Origin of the sequence: Paraburkholderia sp. RHO2 (assembly GCF_050955445.1) — a bacterium.
GTDB lineage: Bacteria > Actinomycetota > Actinomycetes > Mycobacteriales > Mycobacteriaceae > Prescottella > Prescottella agglutinans_A.
Genome location: NZ_CP162618.1, coordinates 493,340 through 517,328 on the forward strand (window position 1 = coordinate 493,340; position 23,989 = coordinate 517,328).

Below are 23,989 nucleotides of genomic sequence, written 5' to 3' on the forward strand. Positions count from 1 at the left end.
GCCCCTCCTGCGGGTGGGCGCCATACATCGCTGCATGTCGCAGGGCGTCGCTGGCCCGATCGAGCCTGGGCCGTTTGCCGTACCTGACACCGACGATCCGATCCCGTCGTGCGTGCGTTGCCCCGCTGGCAGTTCGAGCTGGCTTCCCCACACTGATGGCGCGGCCAACTCTTCGTTCACACCTGGAACCAGCCGAATGTCGTGCTCGGATGATAGCTCGGGAATCCCGCCAGCAGCTTGTCGAGGGCAGCCAGTGGGATGCCCTGGTAGCCGGAAACGAAAGTGGCAAAGCGCTTTCCGGCGCGCAGGTCACGCTCGTGCTGTTCCACGAGAAGCCTCGGGATCGGGTGCACTGGCCCGGACGCGACGGGCTGCCGCAGTAGAACCCGACTACGAGTGCAGTGGTGTCGCTCCCAAGGTCAAGGCCGCGGGCGTCGACACGCTCAAGCTGCACGACCTCAGGCACTTCTACGCCTGCGGTCGGCGGCCGCGGCCGCGTCGTACAGATCCATAAGGACGGAACACAATCCACCCTGCCCGGCCTCCTGTCCCTCCCCAAGACGATCAAGCACAGAACGATCCAGTTCACGCCAGGCCAGCGGCTGTCACGCTCGTTCCGCTACACGCGGATAGGGGCCTCCGGACCCGTTCACCACTTCGATCGCCAGCCTGACCAACGTCTCCTCCGCGAGGTCGATCTCGAGCCGCCACGACGTCGCAGCAGAGAGTCGGTCGTAGATCGACCTCGCCAGCGCGTTGACGCCATCCAAGCCTTGTGGATGCCGGTCGACAGTGAGCACATATCCGTCGATGTCGCCTTCGGTGTCGACGTAGAGGCTCAGCTGGCTAGTGGGGAGAAGCGCGTTGAACTCACCTGCCTCGCTGTTGCTCTTGAGTTCGGCGCCCACGACCGCGCCCACTGTCGCCGCAACCTCGCCGTCGGCAACCGCGTACCGAGATGCACGAACTGCGTCGCGGACATCTGTCGCGCCTCCCGGGTAACATTTCAAGATCAATCACATCAAAGCAACAGAGTCTGTCAGTGCCAGTTGTTTCGAGGTCGATACCAGGAGAAACCCAATCCAACCGCTACCTCGTGATCAGCTTCCTCAAGTTGTCGGCACCGTCCTTGCTGAGCCCAGCTGCCATCAAGTAGCTCACGATGAAGTCGTTGGAGTAGCCGGCAGCCCGGATCTCGGCAGCGATCTCAGGCACGATGATCCTGGTCGTCGAGTTGTACTTGGCGCCAGTGAAACTGTTGTAGCCAGCCGAAAGTAGGCGGTCGAAGTTCTTCGTGATCACGTCGGGCAGTGGCGGGGCCGGTTCACCTGTCAGCGCGTCCACCGCGCCCACAGCAGCAGCCCAGCCCGACAGCTCCAAGCCCGGCCCCTCCAGAACTGCGAGGACACTGCCACGGGCCCGCTCAACAGCCATTTCGAACCCCTTCGCCTGTGGATAGTCCGCGAAGACCGGCACGCCGTACGGAAGCGTGAAGCGAGTCTTGGACTTCGGGCCGACCATCCGCTCCCGCCCAAATAACCCGAACCGATCCGGGCCAAGCCCCTCGCCAACGAGAACGGCGTCCTTCATCGGCCATCCTCCAACGGCAACCTGCTCGAGAAGGGCCTCCTCGTGCGACCCCTTCTCTCGGTACTTGTCGACCCACGGAATCCACACCCCTGCATGCTCCACGTTCAACTGCATGCGATCAGCCTCCCACACGGAGGCGACAGTTTCTTCCAAGTAAACGAGCCAACTCGCGCAGTCAAGCCTGAGAGGGACGCGACGTCTCTCTACTTAGGTTGGGTTTCAACCCAAGTCGCGACGCTCCGAGTTCGAAGTGGAGAGTGGGATTCGACCGATCCGCAGGCCAACTCGTCGGCGCAACAACGCGTCCACTCCGACCGGGTCAGCGAGCCCACTAGTTTGGGGCGGTAGCCGACCGTCGGTGGCATCAAGGTAACCGCACCTCATCGTGGCAGTCGTTCACTACGTTCGTACATGTAGCGAACAAATAACTCGCGCTGATCCAGGATCGGATAGTCCACTGTCCGATCGCCCTTCGAGAACGTCTTGTCGACTGGATACCTTAGCCAATGGTCAATTCGCGTGGTGGACTTCACCGGCGAGTCAGTGCCCACGACGAGAAGAACAACGAATGGCGAGATGCTCAGCACACCTGGGACGCGTACTTCTGTCTTTCGAACAGGCCTTGTCAGATCGATCGAACCGGAGAGCATCCCTTCCGATGCGTATCCGATACCGATGTCAGCGAGCCCCACGTGTAGGGAAAGTGGGCCGATGCTCGCCGGACCTTCCTCGAAGTATGCATCGGCCAGAATGGGATAGTCCGTTGCGAGCTTCCGTTCGGCCTGGACTGCCAAGATCATTCCGAGTAGTTGCCGAACGATCCGCCCGGGATGCAAGTTGTTGAACTTTTCAGAGGCGCCCCGGCCATGTTCCAGCGGGAGCACAATCGGGCCTCCCGCCTCCCATTCCGCTCCCCAGATGTCCGTATGCGGCCGACCGGTTACCTGATGGAATGCCGCAGCCGCCGTTTGGAGGTGCCCAACCACGTCTGCACGCCACGCTGTGTATGCCTGTGGCAGACCTCGCTGGCTTGCTCCGTTGTTGCATTCCAGGCAGAGCGTCCGAACACTGTGTCCCTCACTGAACTCGCGGAGGACGGTGTCGACGTCGCCGTCTTCGCGGTAGAGAGTCGTCGACCCACTGTTGCCAGACGCTCTGGGCGGGATGTGTTCTTCTGTCATCGTGGTTGTCCGACCGCAGTGTCGACACCAATCATCCGCATACGGCATCGCGCGATTATGCCAGTAACTCACAGCGAAAGGAGCTGGCAGAACAACGATGACCACAATCCAACGAACCGCCACAGCGGTCACAATCCTCGCCGGCGTCGCCATCATTCTCGCCGTCACAGACGCCGGCTGGCTGTTCTGGCTCGTGTACGCCATCGTGGCGGCCGGCACCTCGTCGAGCCTGTGCGGGCCCACCGTGGCTGGGCCGACCGTCTACCTCGGTATCAGCCAGGTCGCTGACCGTATCGGCGTCACAGCCGGGGCCTTGTCCCGCTACAAACTCCCCGAACCTGACGTCATCATCGGAGTCCTCAACGACGACGGGACAGTCCCGCGCGGATCCTTCCGCGGGGGACTGTCCGAAACCATCGACGAATGGAACGCCAACCGGCCAGGATGCGGCGCACGCGCCGACCTATACGGGTAGCTGGAGACCTTCGCTCGCCTCGTCGATCAGTTGGGTGACTGCTGTCGTGGGACGCCGTCCGTGAAGTTCTCAAGCTGATGTTCCAACTCTTCCAGGAAGGACCCGACTGTCGCGGAGTATGTCATCGCACCATCGATCGACATCGCTGTCCGGCCGTCACGTACGGCGCCCGCTAGCCCGGTCAGTTCACTCGCCATTGTCCGGAACCATGCAGACAGTAGGGGATCATGGTTCTCGCCGACTGATCCGTCACATAGCTCCATTGCCAGTTCGACTGATCTGGCTGCCTGGAATACCGCGACGTCTGCGCCATAGGTTCGGATGGCATCGTATCCAGGAAGATTGCGACGTAGATCGCCTAGAACGGGGATGATCGGCGGCACGGCATCCGCCGATAGCCAGAGTCCTGATCGTTTGAGGGGTCCCGGGAAGTCTGCGGCTTCCAGCGCCGGCGTGGAACGACTGTCAGGATGTGCGCCATCAATTTGTTCCACAGTCGCAGCCTCCGGTTCAGGAGGTGCAGTCGATCGTGGAGGCATGCCTACAGCGCGTTCAATGTCGGCGATCTGCCGGTCCCCGCGCCTCTTGAGACTGCCGCCAGGGAAGACCGCTTCCTCGATCTCGTTAATCAGTTTGCCGATCGGACGGCGGAACACAATCGCGACAATTACAACCACTATGGGCCATGCGATCGAGCTGGCGAAGTCGAGAAACATCTGAAACCAGTCCACGGCCGTTGGAGTCTAGCTGTTGCGGTTCATGAGGTTGGTGACGCGGTAGGGGCACGTCGGTAGAAACGGGCGCGGGTCTCGATCGGCAGGATGAGAAGTGCGACCAACTCGTCCCGGCCAGAAAGAGACCCGCGTGTCCCACCGTAACGCCCCGCTCACCCCTGCCGGCAGGCTGCGCCTTGTCCGACGCTGCGAGCACCGCCCGATCGCCCACGTCGCCGCCGAGGCCGGCATCTCCCGCCAGTGCCTCTTGAAGTGGGTGAACAGGTACCGGACCAGCGGTGAGGCCGGCCTGCTCGATCGGGCCAGTGTCCCGCACCATCAACCCGCCACCCTCGACCCGGCGCTGGTCACCGAGATCGAGACGCTGCGGCGGGAGCGGAAGTGGTCCGCCCGCCGCATCGCCGGCGAACTCACCGCCGACGGCCACCACGTGTCGGTGTCGACCGTCGGCCGGTGGCTGGTACGTCTCGGGATCAACCGGCGTCGCTTCCTCGACCCGACCGGCGCCGACAACCGCAAGCCCGCGAACACCATCGTCGCCCGGTATCCGGGTCACATGGTGCACGTCGACATCAAGAAGGTCGGCCGTATCCCCGACGGCGGTGGATGGCGGGTCCACGGCCGCGGCAGCACTCACGCCAAGACCGTCGACCGGGCAAAGAAGCGCGGCACCCGCACCGGATACGTGTACCTGCACTCGATCGTCGACGGGTTCTCCCGCCTCGCCTACACCGAGGCGCTATCCGACGAGAAGGGTGTCACCGCAGTCGGTTTCATCAACAGAGCGAAGGTGTTCTTCGCCGCCCACGGCATCGCCCGATTCACCCGGGTGGTCACCGACAACGGTGCCTGCTACCGCTCGACGGTATTCGCCCGCACCCTCGCCGGGATGCGGCACCAGTTCATCCGGCCCTACACCCCACGGCACAACGGGAAGGTCGAGCGCTACAACCGGATCCTGGCCGAGGAGTTCCTCTACGCCCGCGAATGGATCAGCGAGACGCAGCGGTCCCAGGCCCTGAGTGTCTGGAACATCCACTACAACTACCGACTTATCGTCGAGCCAGCACTGAGTCGCGGGAGTAGCTACCCGTCGATACGGTGTCAGGAAGTGGACGTCGGCTGACTCGACAACTATCTGTCACCCGTCCGTCGGGTTGACTCATCGATGGTCCGGTCGCCGCGTCCACTTCCGTCTGCGGCCTGACTCGACAGAGGGATGACCAGCACATAAGCATGCGCAGTTCTGGAAGTCGGCTTGTCGGCCGCGGCCCCGATCCACCGACTCTGACTTCATGGAGGCCCTGCTCGCATGATCATCCTCGGCGTCGACCCGCACAAGGCGTCCCACACCGCCGCTGCCGTCGACACTCCGGCAACCACGACGATCGACACCCTCACCATCTCCTCGTCCGAGGCCGAATACCGTCGGCTGCTGGACTGGGCACGGCGGTGGCCGGAGCGCTACTGGGCCATCGAAAACGCCGAGGGGCTTGGTCATCACCTGGCGCAGTGGCTGATCAGCCGTGGTGAGACGGTGGTCGACATTCCCCCGACCGCCACCGCGAAGATCCGCGCACTTTCCCGCGGAGGCCGACGCAAGAACGATCCGATCGATGCCGCCGCAGCGGCCTGCGCGGCAGCGATCCGCGGGGAGAGCCGACCGGTCGCCGCCGAGGACCATACCGATGCCCTCGCGCTCCTGGACGAGCGGCGACACACCCTCAGCCGGCACCGCACCAGACTCCTCAACCAGCTGCATGCTCTTTTGCGGGAACTGATCCCGGGCGGCGTGAAACGCTCGCTGACTGCCACCGCTGCCGAAAGAGCCCTGCACACCGTCACACCCGCCACCTCAGTCGACCAGGTCCGCGCCCAGCTCGCCGAAGACCTCATCGCCGACATCCGCCGACACGACTGCCAGCTCGCCGACAACACCGCCAGGATGAAGCAGGTACTCGACGAGCACGCCACGTCACTGACCGACGTCGTCGGGATCGGCCCCGTCCTCGCCGCCCGTGTCCTTGCCGGCACGCGTGATCCGCGGCGGTTTCCCACCGCCGCGGCCTACGCGAACTACACCGGGACCGCACCGGTCCAGGTCGCGAGCGGCGACTACAACCGACATCGGCTCTCTCGCTATGGAAATCGAGATCTCAACTCGGCGCTCCACTCCATCGCCGTCGTCCAGATCCGGACCCGCACAAGTTCTGGCCGACGCTACTACGACCGCAAGATTGCCGAGGGAAAGACCTCACGGGAAGCCATCCGTTGCCTCAAACGTCACCTGTCTACCGTCCTCTGGAAGAGGATGATCAACGATGCCCGGTCACGCGACTTCACGCCCACCACACAGTGTTCGAGCGCGGCTTGACAATACAGAGGGACCATCGGCCCCACACTGCCGCCGGGAACCGGCCGCCCGCGACCCGACTCCACACCGGCGTCACCAACGTCATGACTTCATACAACTAGATAACTGTCCGTACTTGTCACCCCACGAACACCGCTCGCCACACAAGGGCTGGGTCGAAGTTCATGAATCCGCGGATCGAGCCGCCTGACCACAGAAGAATCCTCGCGGGTGTGTTCATTACCCTCCCCTGTTCAACTAAACTGAACACATCCGAATATTGAACACGCGCGCGGCGGGAGGACGAATCCCGGGCGTTCACGGCCGGGGGAAGCCAATGTCGCGGATCGTGCCGAGTTCTTTGCTACTTGAGAAGTTCCAGCTCGGTTGACAATTCGGTGCTGCTCAGGCGTTCAACTCCATCTACGAGGTCCAACTGCCATGGTTGGGCGGTAGCGGCGACCAGTTCGTCCCAGGAGAGCGCGGATGGGATCTGGGAGGCACGGTAGGCGTCGGCGACCACGGTCCCGGCCAGGGCACCAGCGCGGAGAAGTGCGGGGATATTCGCATGTCGCAGGTGCGAAGGATGCGCCGCACGTAGGTAGTTCCCCGCAGAACTATGGGCAATCACCTGTGCGGATACCTTGCCTAAGGATACGGCGGAGACGAGGCTGTGCGCCGCCAGGAGTAACTCGTTTCGTCGCCTCGTTTGAGGGAGGTTCAAGCGGGCTGATCCTGTTTCTTGGTAGACATCGAGGTGCACGTACGTGCGAATCAAGATCTCGGTGACCATGACAGTCATCCCGGGAGTCACAAGTCCGCTCCGCACGTTCCAGCCGGTGTCCCTACCGAGTCCGCTATAGGCGTGGAGCGCAAAGTCGCGCAGTGCTTTGCTCTCGCTTTCGTACAGAATCGACATGCCTGGGATCGGCAGACTCATGGGTGTGACCACGTCGGCGAGAAGGTGTTGAGCCAGCCGCAAGGCGGCCTCGGGAACGGAGCCAACGTCTCTGAACTTGGCACCAACGACGACCTCGGTGACGTCGTCACCGAGCCATGCTGTGCCGCGGAATTCCCCCTTCATGATCTGCCGAATGGCCTCGACGGGACGCGCGAGATCATGGCCCGCCGACTTCACTCGGTGTGCGCGGCCGCCAAATCCGGGACCCATGTAATCGATCGGCAGCCGTTTGCCTGCCGCTTCCCAGCCCTGCACGAGATCGGTGGACATCAGCGTCTTGAGGCGCTCCCTGATGGCGCCGTCGATCGATGAGTCGAACCAAGTGCACAGCATTCCAACGACACTCACGGCCCCGACAGCGATAAGGTCGGCCTTCGACCACGTAAGCCGGTGCTTCTGCTGCCAGAGCTCCCACGCCTCGCGCTGCTTGTCCGTCAGGCAAGCATCGAGATCGACTTCGGTCCACTGTCGTTGTGAACGAACCTCGTCATTGAATGTCGTGAGTTCGTCATACCTTTGGTGCCGAGGGCCCTGTGCAAGCTGCACGTCAGATTCCTGATCAGCGAGCGCCGCGCTGATGAGAGCATCGATCTCGTCGAGCCGACGAGACTGGGTGTCGAGGTTGCGTTCGATGTCGTCGCTCACGCGCTCAGCCCTGCAGGTAGGCGCTCACGAACCAGCTCCAGAGTGGTCTGCGCTTGCTTGGTGTCCGCCAGTTCTGCCTCGAGATCCTTGATGCGTTCGCGCAGATCTGCGTTCTCGGCAGCGGTAGCAGCCTTCTCCTGCTTGAGTGATTCGATCTTCTCGACCAGCAAACTGACACGGCCAGTGACTTCGTTGAGCCTGTCCTGCAAGCTCTCGACGACGCGACGCATCTTCTCGTCGCGATCGGGCGCGTCTGCGAGAACCATCCGTGCGACGAGGTCAAGCTTGACGGCCTCCGCTGCGATCGCCTGAGACCCCAGCGGGCTGTAGCGGACTCCAGCTGCTGCTACACCGCCACCAGCCAGGCCACCGACACTGGTCAGGAGCAGTGTCCCGCCAGCGACACCGAATCCGCCTGCAGCGAGGGACCCCCCACCCAACATCGCCAAGCCCGCGGATGTCGCCGCAGCACCGGTGAGGCCCATTGTGCCGCCGATCGCGGCACCAATGGGTGCTGCCGCCCACCCCGCGGTCAATGCACCAGCGCCAATTCCGAGGACAGACACCGCAGCGACCCGTCCCCACTTGATCGACTTGCGGCGGAGCGCTCTGACTAGGCCTTCGAACTCTTCGGTCATCGTGGCGAAATCGGTCTCACGCAGCCCCGCGAGATCACCGGCTGCCGTCCTGAGCGCGGACTCTCGCGGTGCAGACCCCCATTTCGTTTCGTCGGTCCAGGGGCTGAACGTCATGAGTTCAGCAAGGATCACCAGGCATGCAGACCGAATCCGAACCGCGTTGGCAAGTATCGGTGCAAGTTCCGTCAGACCGTCCAGCTGTTCGGGAAGCGGGCTTTGCGCTAGGGTAGTCAGTTGTTCCCGCAGCGACTCAGGTTGTGCGCCAGAGTCCAGCATCTCTTCGAGTGCATCCGAGACGAAACGCCGCAATCGAATCCTCTTCTTGAGAGCCGCGCGGTCGTTGCGCTCTTCTCTCCAATCCATGCAGAGCATCCGCACCTGCAGGGCACGCAGAGCCAGCATCTGATCAGGGCTCAGACGCAGTTCATCCGCGATCTGATCCGCCGAAACCTCAGCCATGTTGGGGCATCCTCTGCATGAGTCGAGACAAGTTCAGCGAACACTACCGAGTGAATCCGACAATTGAACCCGGTCTCGGGTGTTCGTCGAAATTGAACGACGGAGCACTCAGGTGCCGGTGAGCCTCGTCTGCTCGGCTACGACGACAGCGGCACCGGAGGCGACCGGTGGCTCTGCGCGGCACCTTTCAGGGCCGTCGAGAAGATCGTGGCCCATATCCGTGAACACCCGGCGACCACCTCCCGATGCTCGGCCACCCCGAGTGCCTCGCCGAACGGGCCGAGACCTATCGCAGAGCGCTCCACGACGACGGACCGAGCCAACCACAATGACCGATCACATCGGTCGTCCGCTGTCACGACAAGTGGCAACGCCCTGACTGAGCTGCACTAGCGTCGTATACCCGCTGTCAGGGTACGAGCGTCCATGTCGGGACCGCGGGCACGCTGGGGTGGCGCAGGCCAGCCAGGGCGGATCGTCAGGAGCAGCACTGCAGAGTCTGTCCCGGCGCGCGATGCCGCTCGACGCTCACAGCCGCGCCGCGCACACACTGCGGTTAGCGTTGCCGCCGGCTTCGGTCGGCTGTCGGTTCCGGCGCAACACCGTCAGAAGTCGACTCGGTCGGGGACGTTGAGATTCCTGGTGGGCCGCCGGTTGCGTTTCATCGTCGCCGTGAGTGCAGCTGGAGGACAGGCGAGTACGAGAAGGTATGGGCTGCAGCAGGTGCGAGCCGCCCGGCGGCCCTGCCATGCACCGGCACGTGTCGAATCACGGGGACCGCACCCACTCGTGCATCGCGGGCGACGAGTGCCCCGGATCGGTGGCCGACCGTGCATCGATGACGGTGCGCAACTGCGTCAGCGAGGGCTGCGCGCCGCCCACCGGGCGGTCGGGTGAAATGGGCGGCTTGTCCGATACCTGACCTACAGTCGCGATCACGATCGGCAACTGGGAGGGAAAGACATGAACTCGACGACGCACTCAACGCCAGCAGGATCCGTCACTGAACAATGGGGCCGGATCGCCCGCTGGGTCAGCGACAACCTCGATGGCGTCACGTTCGGTGGCGCTGATTCCGGAGCGATCACCTCTGCGATGGAGGAGACGGGTGTCGACTGGCCGGGTGAGCTGGTCGAACTCCTCGGATTGATCAACGGCTTCCCCGCCGACCGCGACGTGAGCCTCCTGCCGCAACACGCGATGTTCGATGTGCAGCGAGTTGTCGACGAGCGTGCGATGGAACTCGAAGTGTGGAGCGAGTTCAGTGAGGAGTTCGGTGGACTTGAACCGGGCAGCGAGGCGGGCGGTGTTGTGGGCACCTACCATCCAGCGTTCGTTCCATTCGCTGGTCTGGATGGCTACCTGCTTTTCGTCGACACCCGACCGGGCCCACTTCACGGATGCGTCACCGAATTCGAGAAAGTCGACGCAGACGGGGAAGGCCCGCGTTGGGTGTCGCTGAGTGCCATGTTGACTGATCTCGCCGACAGCCTGGAATCGGGATGTGTGTTCGATCAGAGTTGGACGCCGGCAGTCGTCGACGGGCAACTCGAGTGGCAGTACGGCACGGAGGAGTAGTCCGGCAGAGCAGTTGGCCCACTGGCCGCTCTGGGGGCCGGTGGGCCTGAGGGGTCGCACGTGTTGGCGAATGATCCTGTTTCGCAACAGTTCTCCAACAATGTCGCGGGAATGTGCCCGATACTGAATTGGCGCGGTCGAGGTTGCTTCAGGTGGTCGACGCACGCACGCGGTGTCGATGGTGGCCGTCGACCGCTGCGCTCTCAGTTCGTGGGCGAGATCGTGAGTTGGGGCGACGCGTGGTTGGTACAGCTTGGTGCGTCACGGGCTGAAATGCTGGCGAAGCCAGACGGAGTTCTTGTGTGCGGGGGGTTTCGTTAGCCGGCTCGTTCGGCGTTCGAAGGATAGCCACCGAGTAGGAATCCGATTGTGGGCTTCGTTGTCCTCGCGAAGCGAGCAGCGGGACGACGGTGGCTACGACTGCCAAGCTGTGAGCGCGGTGTGGCCTGACCCTCAGCGGATCGGCGCCACCCGTCGCGAACTAATCGACGAAGCCAAGCTTGCTGGCCGCGACACCGAGTACATTGTCGGCGAAACCAGACGCCCCAGCCGGCGGTTGGCTCGACATCACATTCACGGAACGCGGGCGGTGGCAGGTCAACGCGTCTTTGCTTCACCCCTCATTTCATCCTTCCGGGCAGTCGGTGTTGCCTGCCCTGCGGCTACAGTCTCACGGTCCGAAATTCGGTTTCTGCGTTCAGCAACGGGGTTTTCACATGCGTATCTCAAACTCGATCGTCCGCCGGACAGGCGCAGGCATGATGGTCCTCTCGGCAGCGTTCGCGCTGTCCGCCTGCGGCAGTGACGATTCCGGTTCATCGACGACGACCACCACGGTGACGTCGACGATGAAGTCGACGACCGCCGCCCGGGCGACCACAACCACCACTGTTCCACCCACGACGACGCTTTCGGTTGCGCCAGCCGCTATCGAACCGTCGGCTGTGGCGCCCGCACCGGCGCCGATCGTCGAAGGGTCGCCGCCCGCGCCGGCTCCTGCGCCGTTCGTTGCACCGGACCCTGAACCTGCGCCGCTGGTTGCTCCGCCTCCGGCGCCAGTTGCTCCGGCACCTGCGCCGGCGCCGAAGTCGAACAGTGTCTATTACGCGAACTGTTCTGCCGTGAAGGCCGCTGGTGCTGCTCCGATTTACCGCGGGGAGCCGGGTTACAGCAGCAAGCTGGATCGTGATGGTGATGGCGTGGCGTGTGAGTCTTGATGGTGTTGCGTGTGCCCCGGCCTACGGTCGGGGGCACACCAACCCTGTCGGCGTCGACCCTTTCGCGTTCGGTCTCGACCACTGCACGCGGTGCCTGGCCGAGAATGGCTGTAGTCACCGCGGCGGGGTATCAGGCCGGTGCCACGCGCCACCGCTTCGGCTTTGTCCATGACGCGGCGCTGAACGCCTCCAACAGCTTGCCCTCTTCGGAGTCTTCGATGACGCGGAACATCCATGGTCCTTCGAACTGGTAGCCGTCCTTGATGGCATTGTCCGTGGCCAGTCGCAGATCGAATGCCAGGTTCTTCAACTCGCATGGCCCGGTACCGACCCCGCCTCTCCACTCGGGGAAGTCCAGGTCCTTGCGGTAGCCGTGCTCTCTGGTCATGCCGTCTTCGGCGAAAGTCACTCGTATGCCGTAAGGGGGACGCTCATGGCCCGGTGTGAAGGCGAACGCGACCCTGCGGACCGTGTACTCGTCGACAACATCGTCGGGTTCGACGGACAACTCCCACCAGGTGTGCTCCGGATCGATGCCCGTACCGTCCAAGGCGACCTCGAACATGTGCTCCACGTCCAGATGAAGCATCTCGAAGCCCTTGGGGACGTTGTAGTTCGCGGCGCTGCCGTGCTTGTTCACGGTGAACGTCTTCTTGACAGGAAAGGCTTCCAACACGATTTGGGCACCGTTCCCGCGTGCTGGAGGGCGTGTGGGCGCGGTCGTGCGAGGAGGTTGTGCCGTCGAATCGGACTTTGCTGCTCGAGGATCGTCGTCGACGGCGACACCGTGGGTGGTGACAAGAGCCGCAAGGCCCAGGTCCCAGCCCGCGGACACGTTACGGATCTTCCAGCTGCTGCCTCGGCGATAGATCTCGACGAGTACGGCCGCACGTTCGGTTGTCAGGCCGACCGCATCCGAGATGATCCACGTGCCGGCTTGGTCGCGGACTTCGACGCCGAGACCCTTCACCAGCGCGAGGTTGCCTTGGGCGGCGTCGTCAAGCGCGATGGCCACTCGAAGGAACCGCACGTCCTCGGGAACCGACTGCAGGTCGACGGTTGCGCTTGCCCCGGATATGCGGACTGCCCCTTCCGGGGACTCCGGTTGATTGAAGAAGACGAGATCGCTGTCGGCACGGACCTTCTCGTCCGCTCCGAGCTGGAAGATCAATACGTCGACTGTGCCCTGCGATACTCCCTTGAGTTCGAGAGTGAGGCTGGTTGTGGGGATTTCGGTGTTCTCACCCCGAGTTAGTGTCTTCAATGTAAATCGCCACGCTGTTCGCGGCTGTCTTCCCTTCCAGCTCCGTCAGGCAGTGGACACGATTCACCTCAGGTCACGTGAGGGTCGAAAACGGACGGACCGGACGGTAGCAGACCTCGGTGCTGTCCGGCGTCGGCTTTCAGAGATGCGCTGAACGGGAAGGCCGCCCACCTCCAGTTGGCGATGGGCGGCCGTTCCTCAAGCCCGACACTGTCGGCCCGGGCGTCAGGTTGACATCGTCACGAGCCGAAGCTGCCGAGCGACCCGGTGATCGGGGGAGCCTCGGCGATGTCGAGGGCGACAGGCAAGGTGGCGTCATGGCCGACGCCGTTCGTCGCGGTGACGGTGAACCCGTACCGTCCACCGCTGATGGGTGTTCCGGAGAGGACTCCGGCCGACGTGAGCGTGAGTCCATCGGGGAGCGCACCGGCTGCGACGGCGACAGTGGGGGCAGGCTCCCCGGACACCTTGAACGAGTAGCTATAGGGCTGCCCGACCGCACCCGCCTGCGGAGTCCCGGTCAGTGTGGGTGCGTGGTCGATCGAAATCACTGAGACTGTGCCGAAGCCACCGAGGGTGGTCGTGACGTAGGCATGGGCACCGCCGGGAGCGATCGCGACCCCGAACGCAGTCCCGTCGATCGCGAGCGTGGAGCGCACCGTGTTCGTGGCAGTGTCGATCACCGACACCGCACCGCCGCCTCCGGAGCGGGCATAGGTGTTCGTCACGTAGGCGCGGGTGCCGTCAGGGGTGATCGCTACCCGGCCCGGATACACGTCGACAGGAATGGTCGAGGTGACGGCGTTGGATGCGGTGTCGATCACGGAGACCGAGCCGTCACCGCGGCTGTTCGTGATGTACGCGTGGGTGCCGTCGGGGGTGATTGCAACGCCGGACGGGTAGGACCCGACCGGAATGGTGGCGGTGAGCGCATTGGTGGTTGTGTCGATCACTGATACCGAGTTGCTGCTGTATTGCGTGACGTATGCGCGTGCCCCGTCAGGGGTGACCGCGATGTCGAACGGGTTGCCAGCCACAGCGACAGTCTCGGTCACGTTGCTCGTTGCGGTGTCGATTACCGAAACAGTTCCGGTCGCGGCAGGGTTGTCGGCGACGTTTCCCCCGGCATAGGAGTTGCTTACGTAGGCGCGGGTTCCATCGGGCGTGATCGCCAAGCCAATCGGTTTCGAACCCACTGCGATTGTGGCGGTGACCGCATTCGTCGTGGTGTCGATGACCGATACGGAGTCGCTGTCCTGGTTCGCGACGTAGGCCCGGGTGCCGTCTGCAGTGAGCGCTACCGCGAACGGGTTTCGTCCGACAGGGATTGTGGCGGTGACGGTCTTCGTGGTGGTGTCGATGACCGAGAGCGTTCCTTCAATTTCGCTGGGGATCATCATGCGACTGTTGGTGACGTACGCGCGTGAACCATCTAGGCTGAACGCGACTGCGCCAGCGCCACCGTCGACCGGGAAGGTCTCGGTGACTGTGTCCGCGTGCGCGGCCTGAACCGGGATGAGAGCGAGACCGATAGCGGTCAGGACTGCGCCGGCGAACGCTGCCGCCATGGGACTCCGACGAGTTCCCGAAGGCCGAGGATCACCTCCGCGGCGGATCTCGTCGACAGTGGTGTTCGGCATCGTGAGAGGCTCCTTCGGATCGGAGGGGTAAGCGATCGGTCTCGAGGTGTCCGGCTCACAGAACCAGACGGGTAACATGGTCGTCTGCTTCTGTGAGCCACGAACATATGACCACACAGAGCCGCGTGCAGGGCCGCTAGCCGGCGGAGGTAATCGCGGCTGCCCCCGCTGTGCGATAGGTCTCGGGCGTTCGGCGAGGCACTCGGGGCGACCGAGCATCGGGAGGTGGTCGCCGGGCATGGAGATCATGGCGTGCAGCAGCACGAGCAGATCGGCCCGGAGACGTTCGGCAGCGATCGGGGTGGGTGGCTGGCTGTCCACGTCAGTTATCTACGACGGCGTTGAGAATGAGTGGGAGGAACGCCAGCACAGCGACGATGGCAATGATTGCAAGGAACGTTGCCAGCTGGAGCTCTCGATCCCGATCGGGCAGCGAGCGGCAACGGCGTCGCGTGGCCTGTCGTTCGAGTTGACGGAACTCGGTCAGAATCCGGTCGTCGTCGGGACTACACGGACCCGTGGACAGTATCCGAGCCAGCTCGTCACGCTTCTCTCCGACCACGCCAGTACGATTGAGGCGAGCCTCGATGCTTGTCATCTCTTCCATGAATTCCCCCATTGTTCGGGCTTCCTAGTCTGCCTGGCTGAACCGGGCGAGCGACGTCGGGTGCATCCGGGGTGCCGCCGACCGGTGCGCAGTGAGGATTTCGCGAGGCCACGGACTGGCTGATACAGCTCCGAGTGTGGTGTCGGCCATCAATGGGGTATCCGAGTCGTCCTCGGTCGACGTCGCCAAGATCCATGGCGAGACGAAACGGCGCACCCGCGCGGTACAAAGGATCCCGCACGACCCACACCTCGCTGCCGGGGCGCGGCATTCGACTTCATGCAGCTGCAGCCCCGCGACGAAGGTCGCGAGCGATGATCACACCGTCCAGCGGCCAACGCGAGGCTCAGACCTGCCGATGCCGCCGAACGGCTCGTCTCCTGTTCGTCGTCTCTGCTGTGCGCGGACCCCCTTTGAGCGGGAAGCGTCGATCTGCTCTCCCGAAATTCGGGTGCAGCCGGGGCGTCTGTGCTGCAACACCTGTCGGTGCCTGCTGTGAACCTGATGGCAGAACGAACGAAAGGAGCGGTTGTGAGCGAGGGATGTTCTACCCGCGGATGCGTGAACCCGCCGCGCACCCGCAGCATGTGCCACGCCTGCTACGTGCGCTGGCATACGCGGCAGACAGCGTTCGGGCGGTTCGAATCCCGCTACGTCGACCCGGATCCCGCACGGAAGCACGTGCAGTTGCTGCAGGACTGGATGAGTGTGAAGGCGATCGCTGCGGCCGCGGGGGTCTCCGATAGCGCGGTACGTGCCCTTCTCGTTGGGAAGGGTGCGGGAGCGGAGCCGTCGAAGCGCTTGCTGCGCAACGTCGCCGACAGCCTGTTGGCTGTTCCGGTCCCTCTTCCAGGGACCGTCGCGCCGCATATCCGGGACGGCCAGCAGGTCGACGGAACCGGCACACGTCGCCGCCTGCGCGCGCTGATTGCGGCCGGGCACACCCAGTCCGATCTGAATACGCGACTCGGATGGCCCGTCGGCTCTGTAAATCGGATCGTCAACGGCCGCACTCGTCGGGTGACCGCAGGACGCCATCGGGAGACTGCCGCGCTGTTCAAGGATTTGCAGCTCATTCTCGGGGACTCGGCGCAAGCGCGCGCACGAGCGCTGCGGCGCCGGTGGCCACTGCCGTTCCAATGGGATGAGGAGACCATCGACGATCCGCAGGCCCGCGCGATCCAGTGCCGGTCGCAGCGCCGTGCCGCGTGACGGCGATTGAAGACTGGCGAATGGGGGCTCCGAACATGCGTTTCAGGGACGAGTACTTCTCACGAACGAATCGGTACTCGCTGGGTATCGAAACTGGTACCGGGAGGTTCTATGTTTCCATCCCGGTTAGCAACTCGCTCGTGGACTACGACGAGTACTACGAGGTCGACAACGAGACGTACCAGGATTTCCTTGCCGATGAATCGTTGGCAGTCAACTTCGTCGAAGCATGCCGTCGGCGGGAGCATGACGATCTTCTGATCCAGAAGCCCGGCAGCAATCGCGGAACTGCCGGGTAGCGCAACGTGTTCAATCGCGGCCTGAGCCGGGCGGGTGCGGGGCGCTCAGTCGGCGTCCTCGGGCAGGGGCCCTCCGATGGTCGCCGCATGTGGCACCGATACCGCGCAGCCGGACCTGCGGTGGGGCACGGGCGAGTACGGCCACGACGCGGCGCGGAGCGCGGTCGCTATGTTCCTGTCGCTGGTGCACGTGCTGTGCCAGCGACGCCTCGTCCAACGTAGGTCAGTCACCGCCCGCGCTGCGCCCCGCCCACACTTGAACGGGCAGGGCGTCGACGTTCGCGCACCGACACCATCACATACGTCAGCGATAGCGCGCGCCCGCGCGCGGGCAGCGGGGGAGTCGCGTGTCGACGTCATACCCACCGGCGGGTAGTGCGAGGGCACTGGTGCCGCCGCCAGTGGTACCCGAAGTTTGCGCTGGCACGTCCCGATTCGGGTCACCGACTGCATCACCGGACCCGTCGGCGACCCGATCGCGCTGCGCGACAAGGTGACGGTCAGCCAGCTGACCGTTAGGACTCGGGGCGGAGGGGGCCCGGGCTCTCGGCGGCAAGTGTTGTTGTGCCGCAGGATGGGTCGGGGCTGCTCAGGGTCAGCGGGTGCGGCCGCCCGCGGGCTGGATGGAGCGAATTGTGGGGACAGCTGGGATTAGCGGATCGGCCTGTCCGAGCAGCTCCGCGAGCGGGGTGCCGGTCCGGGCGGCGAGGATGCGGCGGGCTCGCACCTGGGCGCGGGTTCGGGGGCGGAACTTCGGATCCCGGCCGCAACCGCACGGCTGGAAGCCCTCGTAGCGCAGCCCGGCGCCCAGGACCACGGCGACGACCGACCATGCCTTCCAGTCGTTGCGCCGGGGTGCTGCGAAGTCGTGGCCGGCATACAGCAGTGGCCCGTCGCAGTTCGGGCACCTGTGTCCGCCGTCGCGGGGGTGTCGTTTGAAGCTGGTCCGGCACGATACGCACGCATAATGGCGCTTGTAGTGGACGAAGGCGTAGGTACACATGGGCTGACCGTACCCGCGGCACTTCGCCGTGTGCCAGCAGATTTCGCTGTCCGCCGATGCCGCGATCGCGGTGCGGCGCCAACGGTGACGGTTGTCAGCTAGTCGATACGGGCGTGGTCGACGAGGAATCGTCCCCACGCTCCGTCACTGCCGCGGCGGGCGGCTACCCCGCGACCATGCCCTCCAGCATGCCGCCGGCCTCCGGACGCGCTGTCGGCGCCCGTGCGGTCGGCGACGGTCCTGGTCCGCGGCTGGCCGACTCGGATACGTCGTCGACGAAACGGTCGCCCGGCCCTGGCCGACGGCAGCGTGATCTGACCGTGGCGGCGCACCTCGGGAAACCATGGTGTGCCACCGCGTATCCCGTGGGTCGCGTGGCCCCGCCAGGTGCGGCCGACGGGTCCGCGGCAGCGGCAACCCCTCCGGTGGTCTCGGCAGGGTTGCCGTCGACGCACCAACCGACAGTGAGGAACCCGCTGTGGCCACCACCCAGATCGCCCGTATCCACGCCGCCGACCCAACGGCTGGGCCGCCGACGCGCGCCAGGCCGGCTTCGGCACCCCCACCACGCGGTCCCAGGATCCAGTCAGCGTCAGCTTCGGCCCGCACACCGGCGTCGTCCAGGACGTCACCGGCGGCGGTCGCCGGGCTGGTGACTGTGCCAGCCCGATCGAGACGTCGCCGTCGGGGTACATGCTCTCGACGAGTAGGCGGAGGTCCGCTGTTGACGGGAGGCGCTCCGTAGGGTCGACGAAGACAACCTGCGGTTCGTCCTTGGCCGAGCCGTCAAGGGCGACCGCGAATGAGGGAGAGGCCGTGCTGCTCGAGGACTACGACGCCCGATCTGGCGCGAGGCGAGAGGCTGCGGATCGTCGGCGCACCGCCTGGCGCGGATCACGTCGAGCTCATGATCGCCGGGACCCGGGAGCCCGACAGCGGCTGCGAGTTGTGGGTGCTCGGAGGCTACAAGGCCGGACTGGTCGTCCAAGTACTGCCACGAGAGTGCAGGCCCCGAGAAGAGGCCGGACTCATCGATATCCGTTGGCTCAGACAGAACTGGGCCACCTGGGTGAATCCACACTGGCCGCTCCATCAGATCGCTGTCCGGCCCTGGGACGCCGATGAGGACGACGGCATCTCTCGCACATTCCGAACGGAACCGACCTGAATCCTCGAGCAGGTGGCCATCGACGTATACCGCGCGCAGTGGCCGGCGCGGCGGCCGTGGCAGCGAGAGTCTCCAACCGGTGCACCGAGCGGCTGAACTGCGTCCGGGATCGTCGGAACGGCTACGGCGAGAACGATAAGTCCTCGCGCACGAGTATTCCGCCGGAATAGGACTGGCCAGCCGGGGCAACCGCTGGTTGATCGATTCCCTGTTGTCGGGCGTCACTGGCGATGTCAATCAGGTCCGCACCGAAGCGATCGAGGACGACGCCCACGGCCTGCGCCATAGCCGAAACCGTGGTGTGACATGAATCACTCAGCGTGGTGGCAGTTGCGCAGTCCTAGGAAAAGGGCTGCGCCATAGCATCGTTCGTGACATTTTTGGCTGTCCAACTGAGGTAGCGCGAGGGCGTCTTGGGCGTAGACGCTCATTGTCATGACCACATCACTCGCTATCGCCGCGACCGTCGCGGCCGTGCTCGTCCGGGTCGCCGCGGCCGTGCTCGTCCGGGTCGCCGCGGCCGTGCTCGTCCGGGTCGCCGCGGCCGCCGTTGCGATCGCGCACCGCGACCCCAGGCGCCGCAGAGACGCGCTCGCCGCCCTGCAGGTGCTCCACCGGGTACAGCGATGAGCCGCCCGGGGACGCTCGCGGCTGACCTGATCGATTGGCCGGACCGCATCGCCATCCTCCAGCGCGTCTGCGACGAGAAGTCCGTACGGCACAGGGATCTCGTCTCGTGGTATATCGCCGCTCACCCGCTGGACGACGACGCCCGAGCGGACCTCCGCGCGCATCTGACCGTGATGGAGCACCGCGATGTCGTCATGCTGACGTACCGTGCTGACTTCTGGTGCGTCGAGTGGACCAGCGATGGCCGTTCTCTCCTTGCCCGGGCACGTCACGCGGCCAAAGCTGCCGCCGCGACGTCGCCCCGGCCCGCTCCCGCTTCACGCGGACGGCGTCAGCAGTCCTCGGCGGGTCTCCGGTGAGGACTGCCGCGGGCGCGGGGTGGGCGACGTATCCACGCAACGACCTCACACCAGCCGACGGTGTGACCCTGTCGGGGCGGGCAGGCATCCAAGCGACGATCCGTCGACTCCGGCCGCAGGGCCTGGGACCGACTGCGCGTAGCGGTTCGACCCGTTCGCGGTCGCGGGCAAGCGGGTTGGTACGTTCACGCGGCCTGCGAGCAGGCGCGGCTCCCGGGGGGAGTCGATGTTGTCAGCATCGTCGAGGGGACCCTGATATGACCGATCCAATCCACGAGCAAAGACCGGCGCAGGAGCAGAGCCGGTCTTTCCCGGGCGTGGCTCCGCAACCGTATGCATCGGTTCCACCTGCCCCGCCAGCGTGGGGTGCAGTGCCACTCGTTGTACCGCAGCCCCCGAGCGCATCGGGCCCACTGACCGCTGGGGCGATCATCGGCACCTTGGCTGGTGGAGCACTCGGGTTTCTGTTGGCCTGGGGGCTGGTGAGTGCTGGCCTCGAGGAGAACGGCAACGACTTCAGCGACGTCGACGGCGGTCGGCTCATGTCGGCGCTGATGCTGTTTGCGGTTATCGGTGCGTTCGCTGGTGTGATCATCGGCCTGGTCGTTGGCGGCGTCGTGGCGACCAACCGTAAGAGTCGATTCCAGGCCCAGTTCGGGCAACAGCAGCTATGGCATGCCGGCCAGGCGTCGGGTGCCTACCAGTTCATGCCAGCCCAGCAGGTGGCGCCTACGGATCCTCGGGAACCGTAGCCACACGAGGGCGCCCACCGGTTGGTCGCCGCTGGGTGACCCCTGTCGACCTAGCACGCCGCGGATGGTTCGCTCCGGACACTGCTCACGGGCGTGATGTGGCGCCGTCCCGCGGCGCTAACTCTCAGGTCGTGACCTCGAACTCGGACGAGGGACAGCACCGATTCGAGCGAGTGTTCAACGAGGTAGTCGAATGCCAGAGTGTAGCGACGCCGAGCCATGCCGGTGGAGCGATCCTCGGCGCGCTGATTCTCGGTCGTCCAGGTCTGACCACCCCTACCAAGGAACACACTTTGACACCCGATTCCAGCGTCACATCACACGAAATGCCTAAACGAGAAACAGATTCCGATGGCCAACCCACCGCTGGTTCCGGGCCCGGTGGCGGTTCGGCGGAGGCCCCCGCCCGGATCCCGAACTGGCTGAAGGTTTGCGGCGCAGTCCTGGTGGGCGTCGCTCTGATCGCTCTGATCGCGCCCGCGGTGACCAGCGCGATTCGACGAGTACCACGGTCCGTCTCGGCCATGGCCCGACCGAGTTCACGAACGGCATTCCGTACGGCTACGACCAGACCAGGGTTGGTGCGCAAACGGCGGCGGTCAACTTCATTCGGGCGGTTGAGGAGTCCTCGTCCGGCAGGGTCACGAAGGTCGACCTTCGTACCCACCTGGTCGGGTCGGCGCCATCGAACTCGTTGACGACAGTGATCGACCGCTACAACACTTCCACTACCGGGAGGCGGGACCTGTCCAGCCATCCCGCGTTGGTGAATGTCACCGACTACTCGGACACGAAAGCGACTGTGTCCGTGTGGACCGTAACCGTCGGTCAGCTGGACACGAACAGAACCGGCGACGTCAGCATCCAGACCGTGTGGTCGACCACGGTCTGGTGTGGGAAGACGGCGACTGGAAGGCAGTCGATTGGGCCTTCCTCAACGGCCCCCAGCCGGATGACGTGCAGAACCCGGGGCCGGATTCACCGGCGGAGGTACTCGAACTCAACGGCGTGTACAGCTTCTATGTGGAGTACGCACCGCGGCGGCGGGTAGGGACTTCGCCGTCACCAGCAAGTGAGGGAACGACGCCGGGTTCTTGTGGGGCTTCAAGGGCCCGGCGCTGTCTCAGTAGTAGCAATATCCGCCGAGCTCGCACGGAACGTTCCGCATGAGCCAGATTCGCGCCGGTTCGGGCAGGAACCAGAGTGTCCACCAGATGGGTGCGAAATCCATCTTGATCACCTCCAATCAGGGCAGTGCCCACCGACGTCGCACGGGATTACGGTCCAGATGGTGCGCCGTCATTCCCGTGGCAGCGGGAGACGTCAGAGCCACGAATCAGGCCATGTCGACGTTCCGGGGTCTGGGGCCATCCAGGCTAGCCCTCGGGGCCTGAACACCGTCCCGTTGCTGGGGACCTTCACGCAACCCGCAACGGTGGTGGTCGATTGACCATCGCTGACCCCCAGCCCTGCCTCGCCAGGCAGTCGCCGTGTGATTCCCAGTTCATGGCTGCCAGTCGTGGGAGATTGCCGATCCGCTGGAAGCGACCGCGGTCCGGGCGCTGACCCCTTCCGGGTTGCTGGCGGACTACATGCGGGTGTTGGCGAAGCTGAAGAGGAGCTACAGATCGGGATGTACGACCTGCCGCGGACCTGCGTCACCTCGCGCACATGTTCGGGGTGGACTGGCGCGACGTAACTGTGACGGCAGATCAGCGCTACGAGGAGGAAGTCCGCGGCGAGCTGTAGGCCTCGTCTGGCCGGTTCGGGTGGCTACGGGTGATCCGTCGCCACCGTACTTCCCCCTCGCCGCCCGCCCTGGGGTGGACTTGTCGGTGGGGCCATGGTGGTCAGCGCTCAACGCACTCGCTCGGTGAGAGAACCAGTTCGGATTTCCAGATGCCGGCGAGCGATCACTTCCGGGCGAAGCACAGGGCGATGCGGACGACGATCGGACACGAGCATGGCGGCACTGATATACAACGCCCGGATGACCCCGCAGCGCAGGAAGAGGTTCTGGCGGCGGTATGGGTGTATTCGGATCTGCCGGAGGTTCGACGGGCTGAGATCGAGCAGCGCTGGACCGGCTTGGATATCCAGGGGGTCGGAGCCCTCGGCTTCGGGGTCACGCGGCAATCGTGCGACGCGGGATCGCGTTCCGCTGCGACGCGTATCACTGGTTCTCCGCTACTATTTCGGTATGTCGCGAAATAGCGAAGATGGTCGTTTCGACGCGATAGCTCACCCGGCCCGTCGCGCTATCTTGATGTACCTTCGCGACCACAGCAGTGCACGCGCCGGCGACATATCCCGGGATCTCGAAATCGTCCCGTCGACGTTGTCCGGTCATCTTCGAGTCTTGCGTGAAGCCGACCTTATCGTTTCGTCTCGTCGCGGTACCGAGATCTGGTACCGGACGAACTTCACTGTCATGGAAGAGTTACTTCTCTGCGCAGCAAGGCTTCTCGGGAACCGGCGTCATGAGTGAATATTGGAGGGGGAGATGGACGCGAAGGACAGGAAGGGCGGGACGCTTCCCATCAGCGGGGTCGCGGTTGCTGCCACCGGGGCCGTCGTAGCGGCGGTTGCGTCGTGGTTCGCCTGGCCCGATATGGCAGCGACGTACGAGGAGGTCAGCGGTCCCAACCTGAGGCCTAGTGTGGCCAATCGTGCTTCGGCGGCGATAGGGATACCGCTATTGCTGACTGCAATGGCCCTCATCCTCATTCCGATCGTTCGTGGAGATCGGTGGTTCTTCCGCAGGCACTCGGCTATCAGTCCGCCTCAATCGTCCACCGCAATGCGGAATCAAGCGCGGGTTCTGTCGGCCACCTGGATCGGCCTGACGATTGTGCTCCTGATCCTTCACCTGGCGATCCTCGCGCAGTTCACGGGTCGAGAGGTCGATGTCGTGCAACTGCTTGGCATTGGGTTCGGACTGTTGACCGTCTGCCTTGGTTCCGCTCTTCCGCTCGCGCGGCCGACTGAACCATCGCAATACCCTCCCGAATTCAGGCGTCTGGCTGTCGGACTCGAGGCCGCGTATCGGCCCGCAGGATTCACGCTTGTCGCTGTCGGTCTCGCGACGATTGTGCTCAGTCTCCTTTGGCCTCTCGTGGGCGTGACGGCTGGCTGGGTCGGATTCGTTGCAGTGATGATTGCGACGTCGATCAAGGTGGCGCGTTCAATGAAGTAGGTCCGACTCCTTCGATGGCGCGAGCCAC

General features: G+C 64.4%; 27 protein-coding genes and 1 pseudogene. 14 read left to right on the top strand and 14 right to left on the bottom strand.

Annotated features, from left to right (window positions below):
• Position 1: 1 nt before the first annotated feature.
• The 4 genes and pseudogenes from ABTV10_RS27370 to ABTV10_RS27385 form a co-directional block, all read right to left on the bottom strand.
• Positions 2 to 353: pseudogene (locus ABTV10_RS27370) on the bottom strand (hypothetical protein); the annotation flags it as partial.
• Between the two features lie 252 nt (positions 354 to 605).
• Positions 606 to 920 (bottom strand): hypothetical protein, encoded by a 315-nt coding sequence (locus tag ABTV10_RS27375; protein ID WP_499035466.1) that lies wholly within the window; start codon positions 918 to 920, stop codon positions 606 to 608.
• Positions 921 to 1,089: 169 nt separating this feature from the next.
• On the bottom strand, positions 1,090 to 1,704 hold the full coding sequence (locus ABTV10_RS27380; protein WP_499035467.1) for a hypothetical protein: 615 nt from the start codon (positions 1,702 to 1,704) through the stop codon (positions 1,090 to 1,092).
• A gap of 266 nt (positions 1,705 to 1,970) precedes the next feature.
• Positions 1,971 to 2,771 carry a hypothetical protein gene (locus tag ABTV10_RS27385; protein ID WP_499035468.1) on the bottom strand — a complete coding sequence of 267 codons (801 nt, stop codon included), beginning with the start codon at positions 2,769 to 2,771 and terminating at the stop codon, positions 1,971 to 1,973.
• A gap of 97 nt (positions 2,772 to 2,868) precedes the next feature.
• Between ABTV10_RS27385 and ABTV10_RS27390 the strand changes: the two genes are divergently transcribed.
• Positions 2,869 to 3,246 carry a hypothetical protein gene (locus ABTV10_RS27390; RefSeq protein ID WP_499035469.1) on the top strand — a complete coding sequence of 126 codons (378 nt, stop codon included), beginning with the start codon at positions 2,869 to 2,871 and terminating at the stop codon, positions 3,244 to 3,246.
• Between the two features lie 26 nt (positions 3,247 to 3,272).
• Here ABTV10_RS27390 and ABTV10_RS27395 read toward each other — a convergent pair whose 3' ends face one another.
• Positions 3,273 to 3,977 carry a hypothetical protein gene (locus ABTV10_RS27395; protein WP_499035470.1) on the bottom strand — a complete coding sequence of 235 codons (705 nt, stop codon included), beginning with the start codon at positions 3,975 to 3,977 and terminating at the stop codon, positions 3,273 to 3,275.
• 133 nt (positions 3,978 to 4,110) lie between these two features.
• Between ABTV10_RS27395 and ABTV10_RS27400 the strand changes: the two genes are divergently transcribed.
• Both ABTV10_RS27400 and ABTV10_RS27405 read left to right on the top strand, forming a co-directional pair.
• The gene (locus tag ABTV10_RS27400) at positions 4,111 to 5,106 is read left to right on the top strand and encodes an IS481 family transposase (RefSeq protein ID WP_499035471.1); all 996 of its coding nucleotides are present in this window, start codon (positions 4,111 to 4,113) and stop codon (positions 5,104 to 5,106) included.
• Between the two features lie 186 nt (positions 5,107 to 5,292).
• Positions 5,293 to 6,354, top strand: coding sequence for an IS110 family RNA-guided transposase (locus ABTV10_RS27405; RefSeq protein WP_499035472.1), 1,062 nt, complete (start codon positions 5,293 to 5,295; stop codon positions 6,352 to 6,354).
• A gap of 343 nt (positions 6,355 to 6,697) precedes the next feature.
• On the opposite strand, the gene ABTV10_RS27410 is transcribed toward ABTV10_RS27405, so the two are convergent.
• From ABTV10_RS27410 to ABTV10_RS27420, 3 genes are all read right to left on the bottom strand, one after another.
• Positions 6,698 to 7,939, bottom strand: coding sequence for a hypothetical protein (locus tag ABTV10_RS27410; RefSeq protein ID WP_499035473.1), 1,242 nt, complete (start codon positions 7,937 to 7,939; stop codon positions 6,698 to 6,700).
• Complete coding sequence (locus ABTV10_RS27415) at positions 7,936 to 9,036, bottom strand: hypothetical protein (RefSeq protein ID WP_499035474.1); 1,101 nt, start codon at positions 9,034 to 9,036, stop codon at positions 7,936 to 7,938. The genes ABTV10_RS27410 and ABTV10_RS27415 overlap by 4 nt, the downstream gene beginning before the upstream one ends.
• A gap of 768 nt (positions 9,037 to 9,804) precedes the next feature.
• Entirely contained in the window at positions 9,805 to 9,975 is a 171-nt protein-coding gene (locus ABTV10_RS27420; RefSeq protein ID WP_499035475.1) for a hypothetical protein, read from the bottom strand.
• A 24-nt stretch (positions 9,976 to 9,999) separates the two neighbouring features.
• Between ABTV10_RS27420 and ABTV10_RS27425 the strand changes: the two genes are divergently transcribed.
• On the top strand, positions 10,000 to 10,614 hold the full coding sequence (locus ABTV10_RS27425) for an SMI1/KNR4 family protein (protein ID WP_499035476.1): 615 nt from the start codon (positions 10,000 to 10,002) through the stop codon (positions 10,612 to 10,614).
• 712 nt (positions 10,615 to 11,326) lie between these two features.
• Here the strand turns inward: ABTV10_RS27425 and ABTV10_RS27430 are convergent.
• The gene (locus ABTV10_RS27430; protein WP_499035958.1) at positions 11,327 to 11,500 is read right to left on the bottom strand and encodes a hypothetical protein; all 174 of its coding nucleotides are present in this window, start codon (positions 11,498 to 11,500) and stop codon (positions 11,327 to 11,329) included.
• Here ABTV10_RS27430 and ABTV10_RS27435 point away from each other — a divergent pair.
• The gene (locus ABTV10_RS27435) at positions 11,463 to 11,831 is read left to right on the top strand and encodes an excalibur calcium-binding domain-containing protein (RefSeq protein WP_499035935.1); all 369 of its coding nucleotides are present in this window, start codon (positions 11,463 to 11,465) and stop codon (positions 11,829 to 11,831) included. The two genes, ABTV10_RS27430 and ABTV10_RS27435, sit on opposite strands and share 38 nt — an antisense overlap.
• Positions 11,832 to 11,961: 130 nt before the next feature.
• Here ABTV10_RS27435 and ABTV10_RS27440 read toward each other — a convergent pair whose 3' ends face one another.
• From ABTV10_RS27440 to ABTV10_RS27450, 3 genes are all read right to left on the bottom strand, one after another.
• Positions 11,962 to 13,095 (bottom strand): TerD family protein, encoded by a 1,134-nt coding sequence (locus ABTV10_RS27440; RefSeq protein WP_499035478.1) that lies wholly within the window; start codon positions 13,093 to 13,095, stop codon positions 11,962 to 11,964.
• A 239-nt stretch (positions 13,096 to 13,334) separates the two neighbouring features.
• Positions 13,335 to 14,663: a beta-propeller fold lactonase family protein gene (locus ABTV10_RS27445; protein WP_499035480.1), complete on the bottom strand. Its 1,329-nt coding sequence runs from the start codon at positions 14,661 to 14,663 to the stop codon at positions 13,335 to 13,337.
• Positions 14,664 to 15,057: 394 nt separating this feature from the next.
• A complete protein-coding gene (locus ABTV10_RS27450) occupies positions 15,058 to 15,354 on the bottom strand; it encodes a hypothetical protein (RefSeq protein WP_499035482.1) in 297 nt (98 codons plus the stop codon).
• A 456-nt stretch (positions 15,355 to 15,810) separates the two neighbouring features.
• Between ABTV10_RS27450 and ABTV10_RS27455 the strand changes: the two genes are divergently transcribed.
• A complete protein-coding gene (locus tag ABTV10_RS27455) occupies positions 15,811 to 16,554 on the top strand; it encodes a hypothetical protein (protein WP_499035484.1) in 744 nt (247 codons plus the stop codon).
• 35 nt (positions 16,555 to 16,589) lie between these two features.
• A complete protein-coding gene (locus ABTV10_RS27460) occupies positions 16,590 to 16,853 on the top strand; it encodes a hypothetical protein (protein WP_499035937.1) in 264 nt (87 codons plus the stop codon).
• 595 nt (positions 16,854 to 17,448) lie between these two features.
• On the opposite strand, the gene ABTV10_RS27465 is transcribed toward ABTV10_RS27460, so the two are convergent.
• Positions 17,449 to 17,856, bottom strand: a complete 408-nt coding sequence (locus ABTV10_RS27465; RefSeq protein ID WP_499035486.1) for a hypothetical protein — start codon at positions 17,854 to 17,856, stop codon at positions 17,449 to 17,451.
• A gap of 802 nt (positions 17,857 to 18,658) precedes the next feature.
• Here ABTV10_RS27465 and imm45 point away from each other — a divergent pair.
• On the top strand, positions 18,659 to 19,024 hold the full coding sequence (gene imm45 / locus ABTV10_RS27470; protein WP_499035488.1) for an Imm45 family immunity protein: 366 nt from the start codon (positions 18,659 to 18,661) through the stop codon (positions 19,022 to 19,024).
• Between the two features lie 121 nt (positions 19,025 to 19,145).
• On the opposite strand, the gene ABTV10_RS27475 is transcribed toward imm45, so the two are convergent.
• Positions 19,146 to 19,310 (bottom strand): hypothetical protein, encoded by a 165-nt coding sequence (locus tag ABTV10_RS27475; protein ID WP_499035490.1) that lies wholly within the window; start codon positions 19,308 to 19,310, stop codon positions 19,146 to 19,148.
• A gap of 149 nt (positions 19,311 to 19,459) precedes the next feature.
• On the opposite strand from ABTV10_RS27475, the gene ABTV10_RS27480 reads away from it, so the two are divergent.
• The 6 genes from ABTV10_RS27480 to ABTV10_RS27505 all read left to right on the top strand — a co-directional run bounded on the left by ABTV10_RS27480 (position 19,460) and on the right by ABTV10_RS27505 (position 23,961).
• Positions 19,460 to 19,654 carry a hypothetical protein gene (locus tag ABTV10_RS27480; RefSeq protein ID WP_499035491.1) on the top strand — a complete coding sequence of 65 codons (195 nt, stop codon included), beginning with the start codon at positions 19,460 to 19,462 and terminating at the stop codon, positions 19,652 to 19,654.
• Positions 19,651 to 20,013: a hypothetical protein gene (locus ABTV10_RS27485; protein ID WP_499035492.1), complete on the top strand. Its 363-nt coding sequence runs from the start codon at positions 19,651 to 19,653 to the stop codon at positions 20,011 to 20,013. Before ABTV10_RS27480 ends, ABTV10_RS27485 begins: the two co-directional genes overlap by 4 nt.
• 482 nt (positions 20,014 to 20,495) lie before the next feature.
• Positions 20,496 to 20,765 (top strand): hypothetical protein, encoded by a 270-nt coding sequence (locus ABTV10_RS27490; RefSeq protein ID WP_499035493.1) that lies wholly within the window; start codon positions 20,496 to 20,498, stop codon positions 20,763 to 20,765.
• 430 nt (positions 20,766 to 21,195) lie between these two features.
• The gene (locus tag ABTV10_RS27495; RefSeq protein ID WP_499035494.1) at positions 21,196 to 21,816 is read left to right on the top strand and encodes a DUF8175 domain-containg protein; all 621 of its coding nucleotides are present in this window, start codon (positions 21,196 to 21,198) and stop codon (positions 21,814 to 21,816) included.
• Between the two features lie 1,149 nt (positions 21,817 to 22,965).
• Positions 22,966 to 23,253 (top strand): metalloregulator ArsR/SmtB family transcription factor, encoded by a 288-nt coding sequence (locus tag ABTV10_RS27500; protein ID WP_499035495.1) that lies wholly within the window; start codon positions 22,966 to 22,968, stop codon positions 23,251 to 23,253.
• A 15-nt stretch (positions 23,254 to 23,268) separates the two neighbouring features.
• Positions 23,269 to 23,961 carry a hypothetical protein gene (locus tag ABTV10_RS27505; protein WP_499035496.1) on the top strand — a complete coding sequence of 231 codons (693 nt, stop codon included), beginning with the start codon at positions 23,269 to 23,271 and terminating at the stop codon, positions 23,959 to 23,961.
• The last annotated feature ends 28 nt before the right edge of the window (positions 23,962 to 23,989 follow it).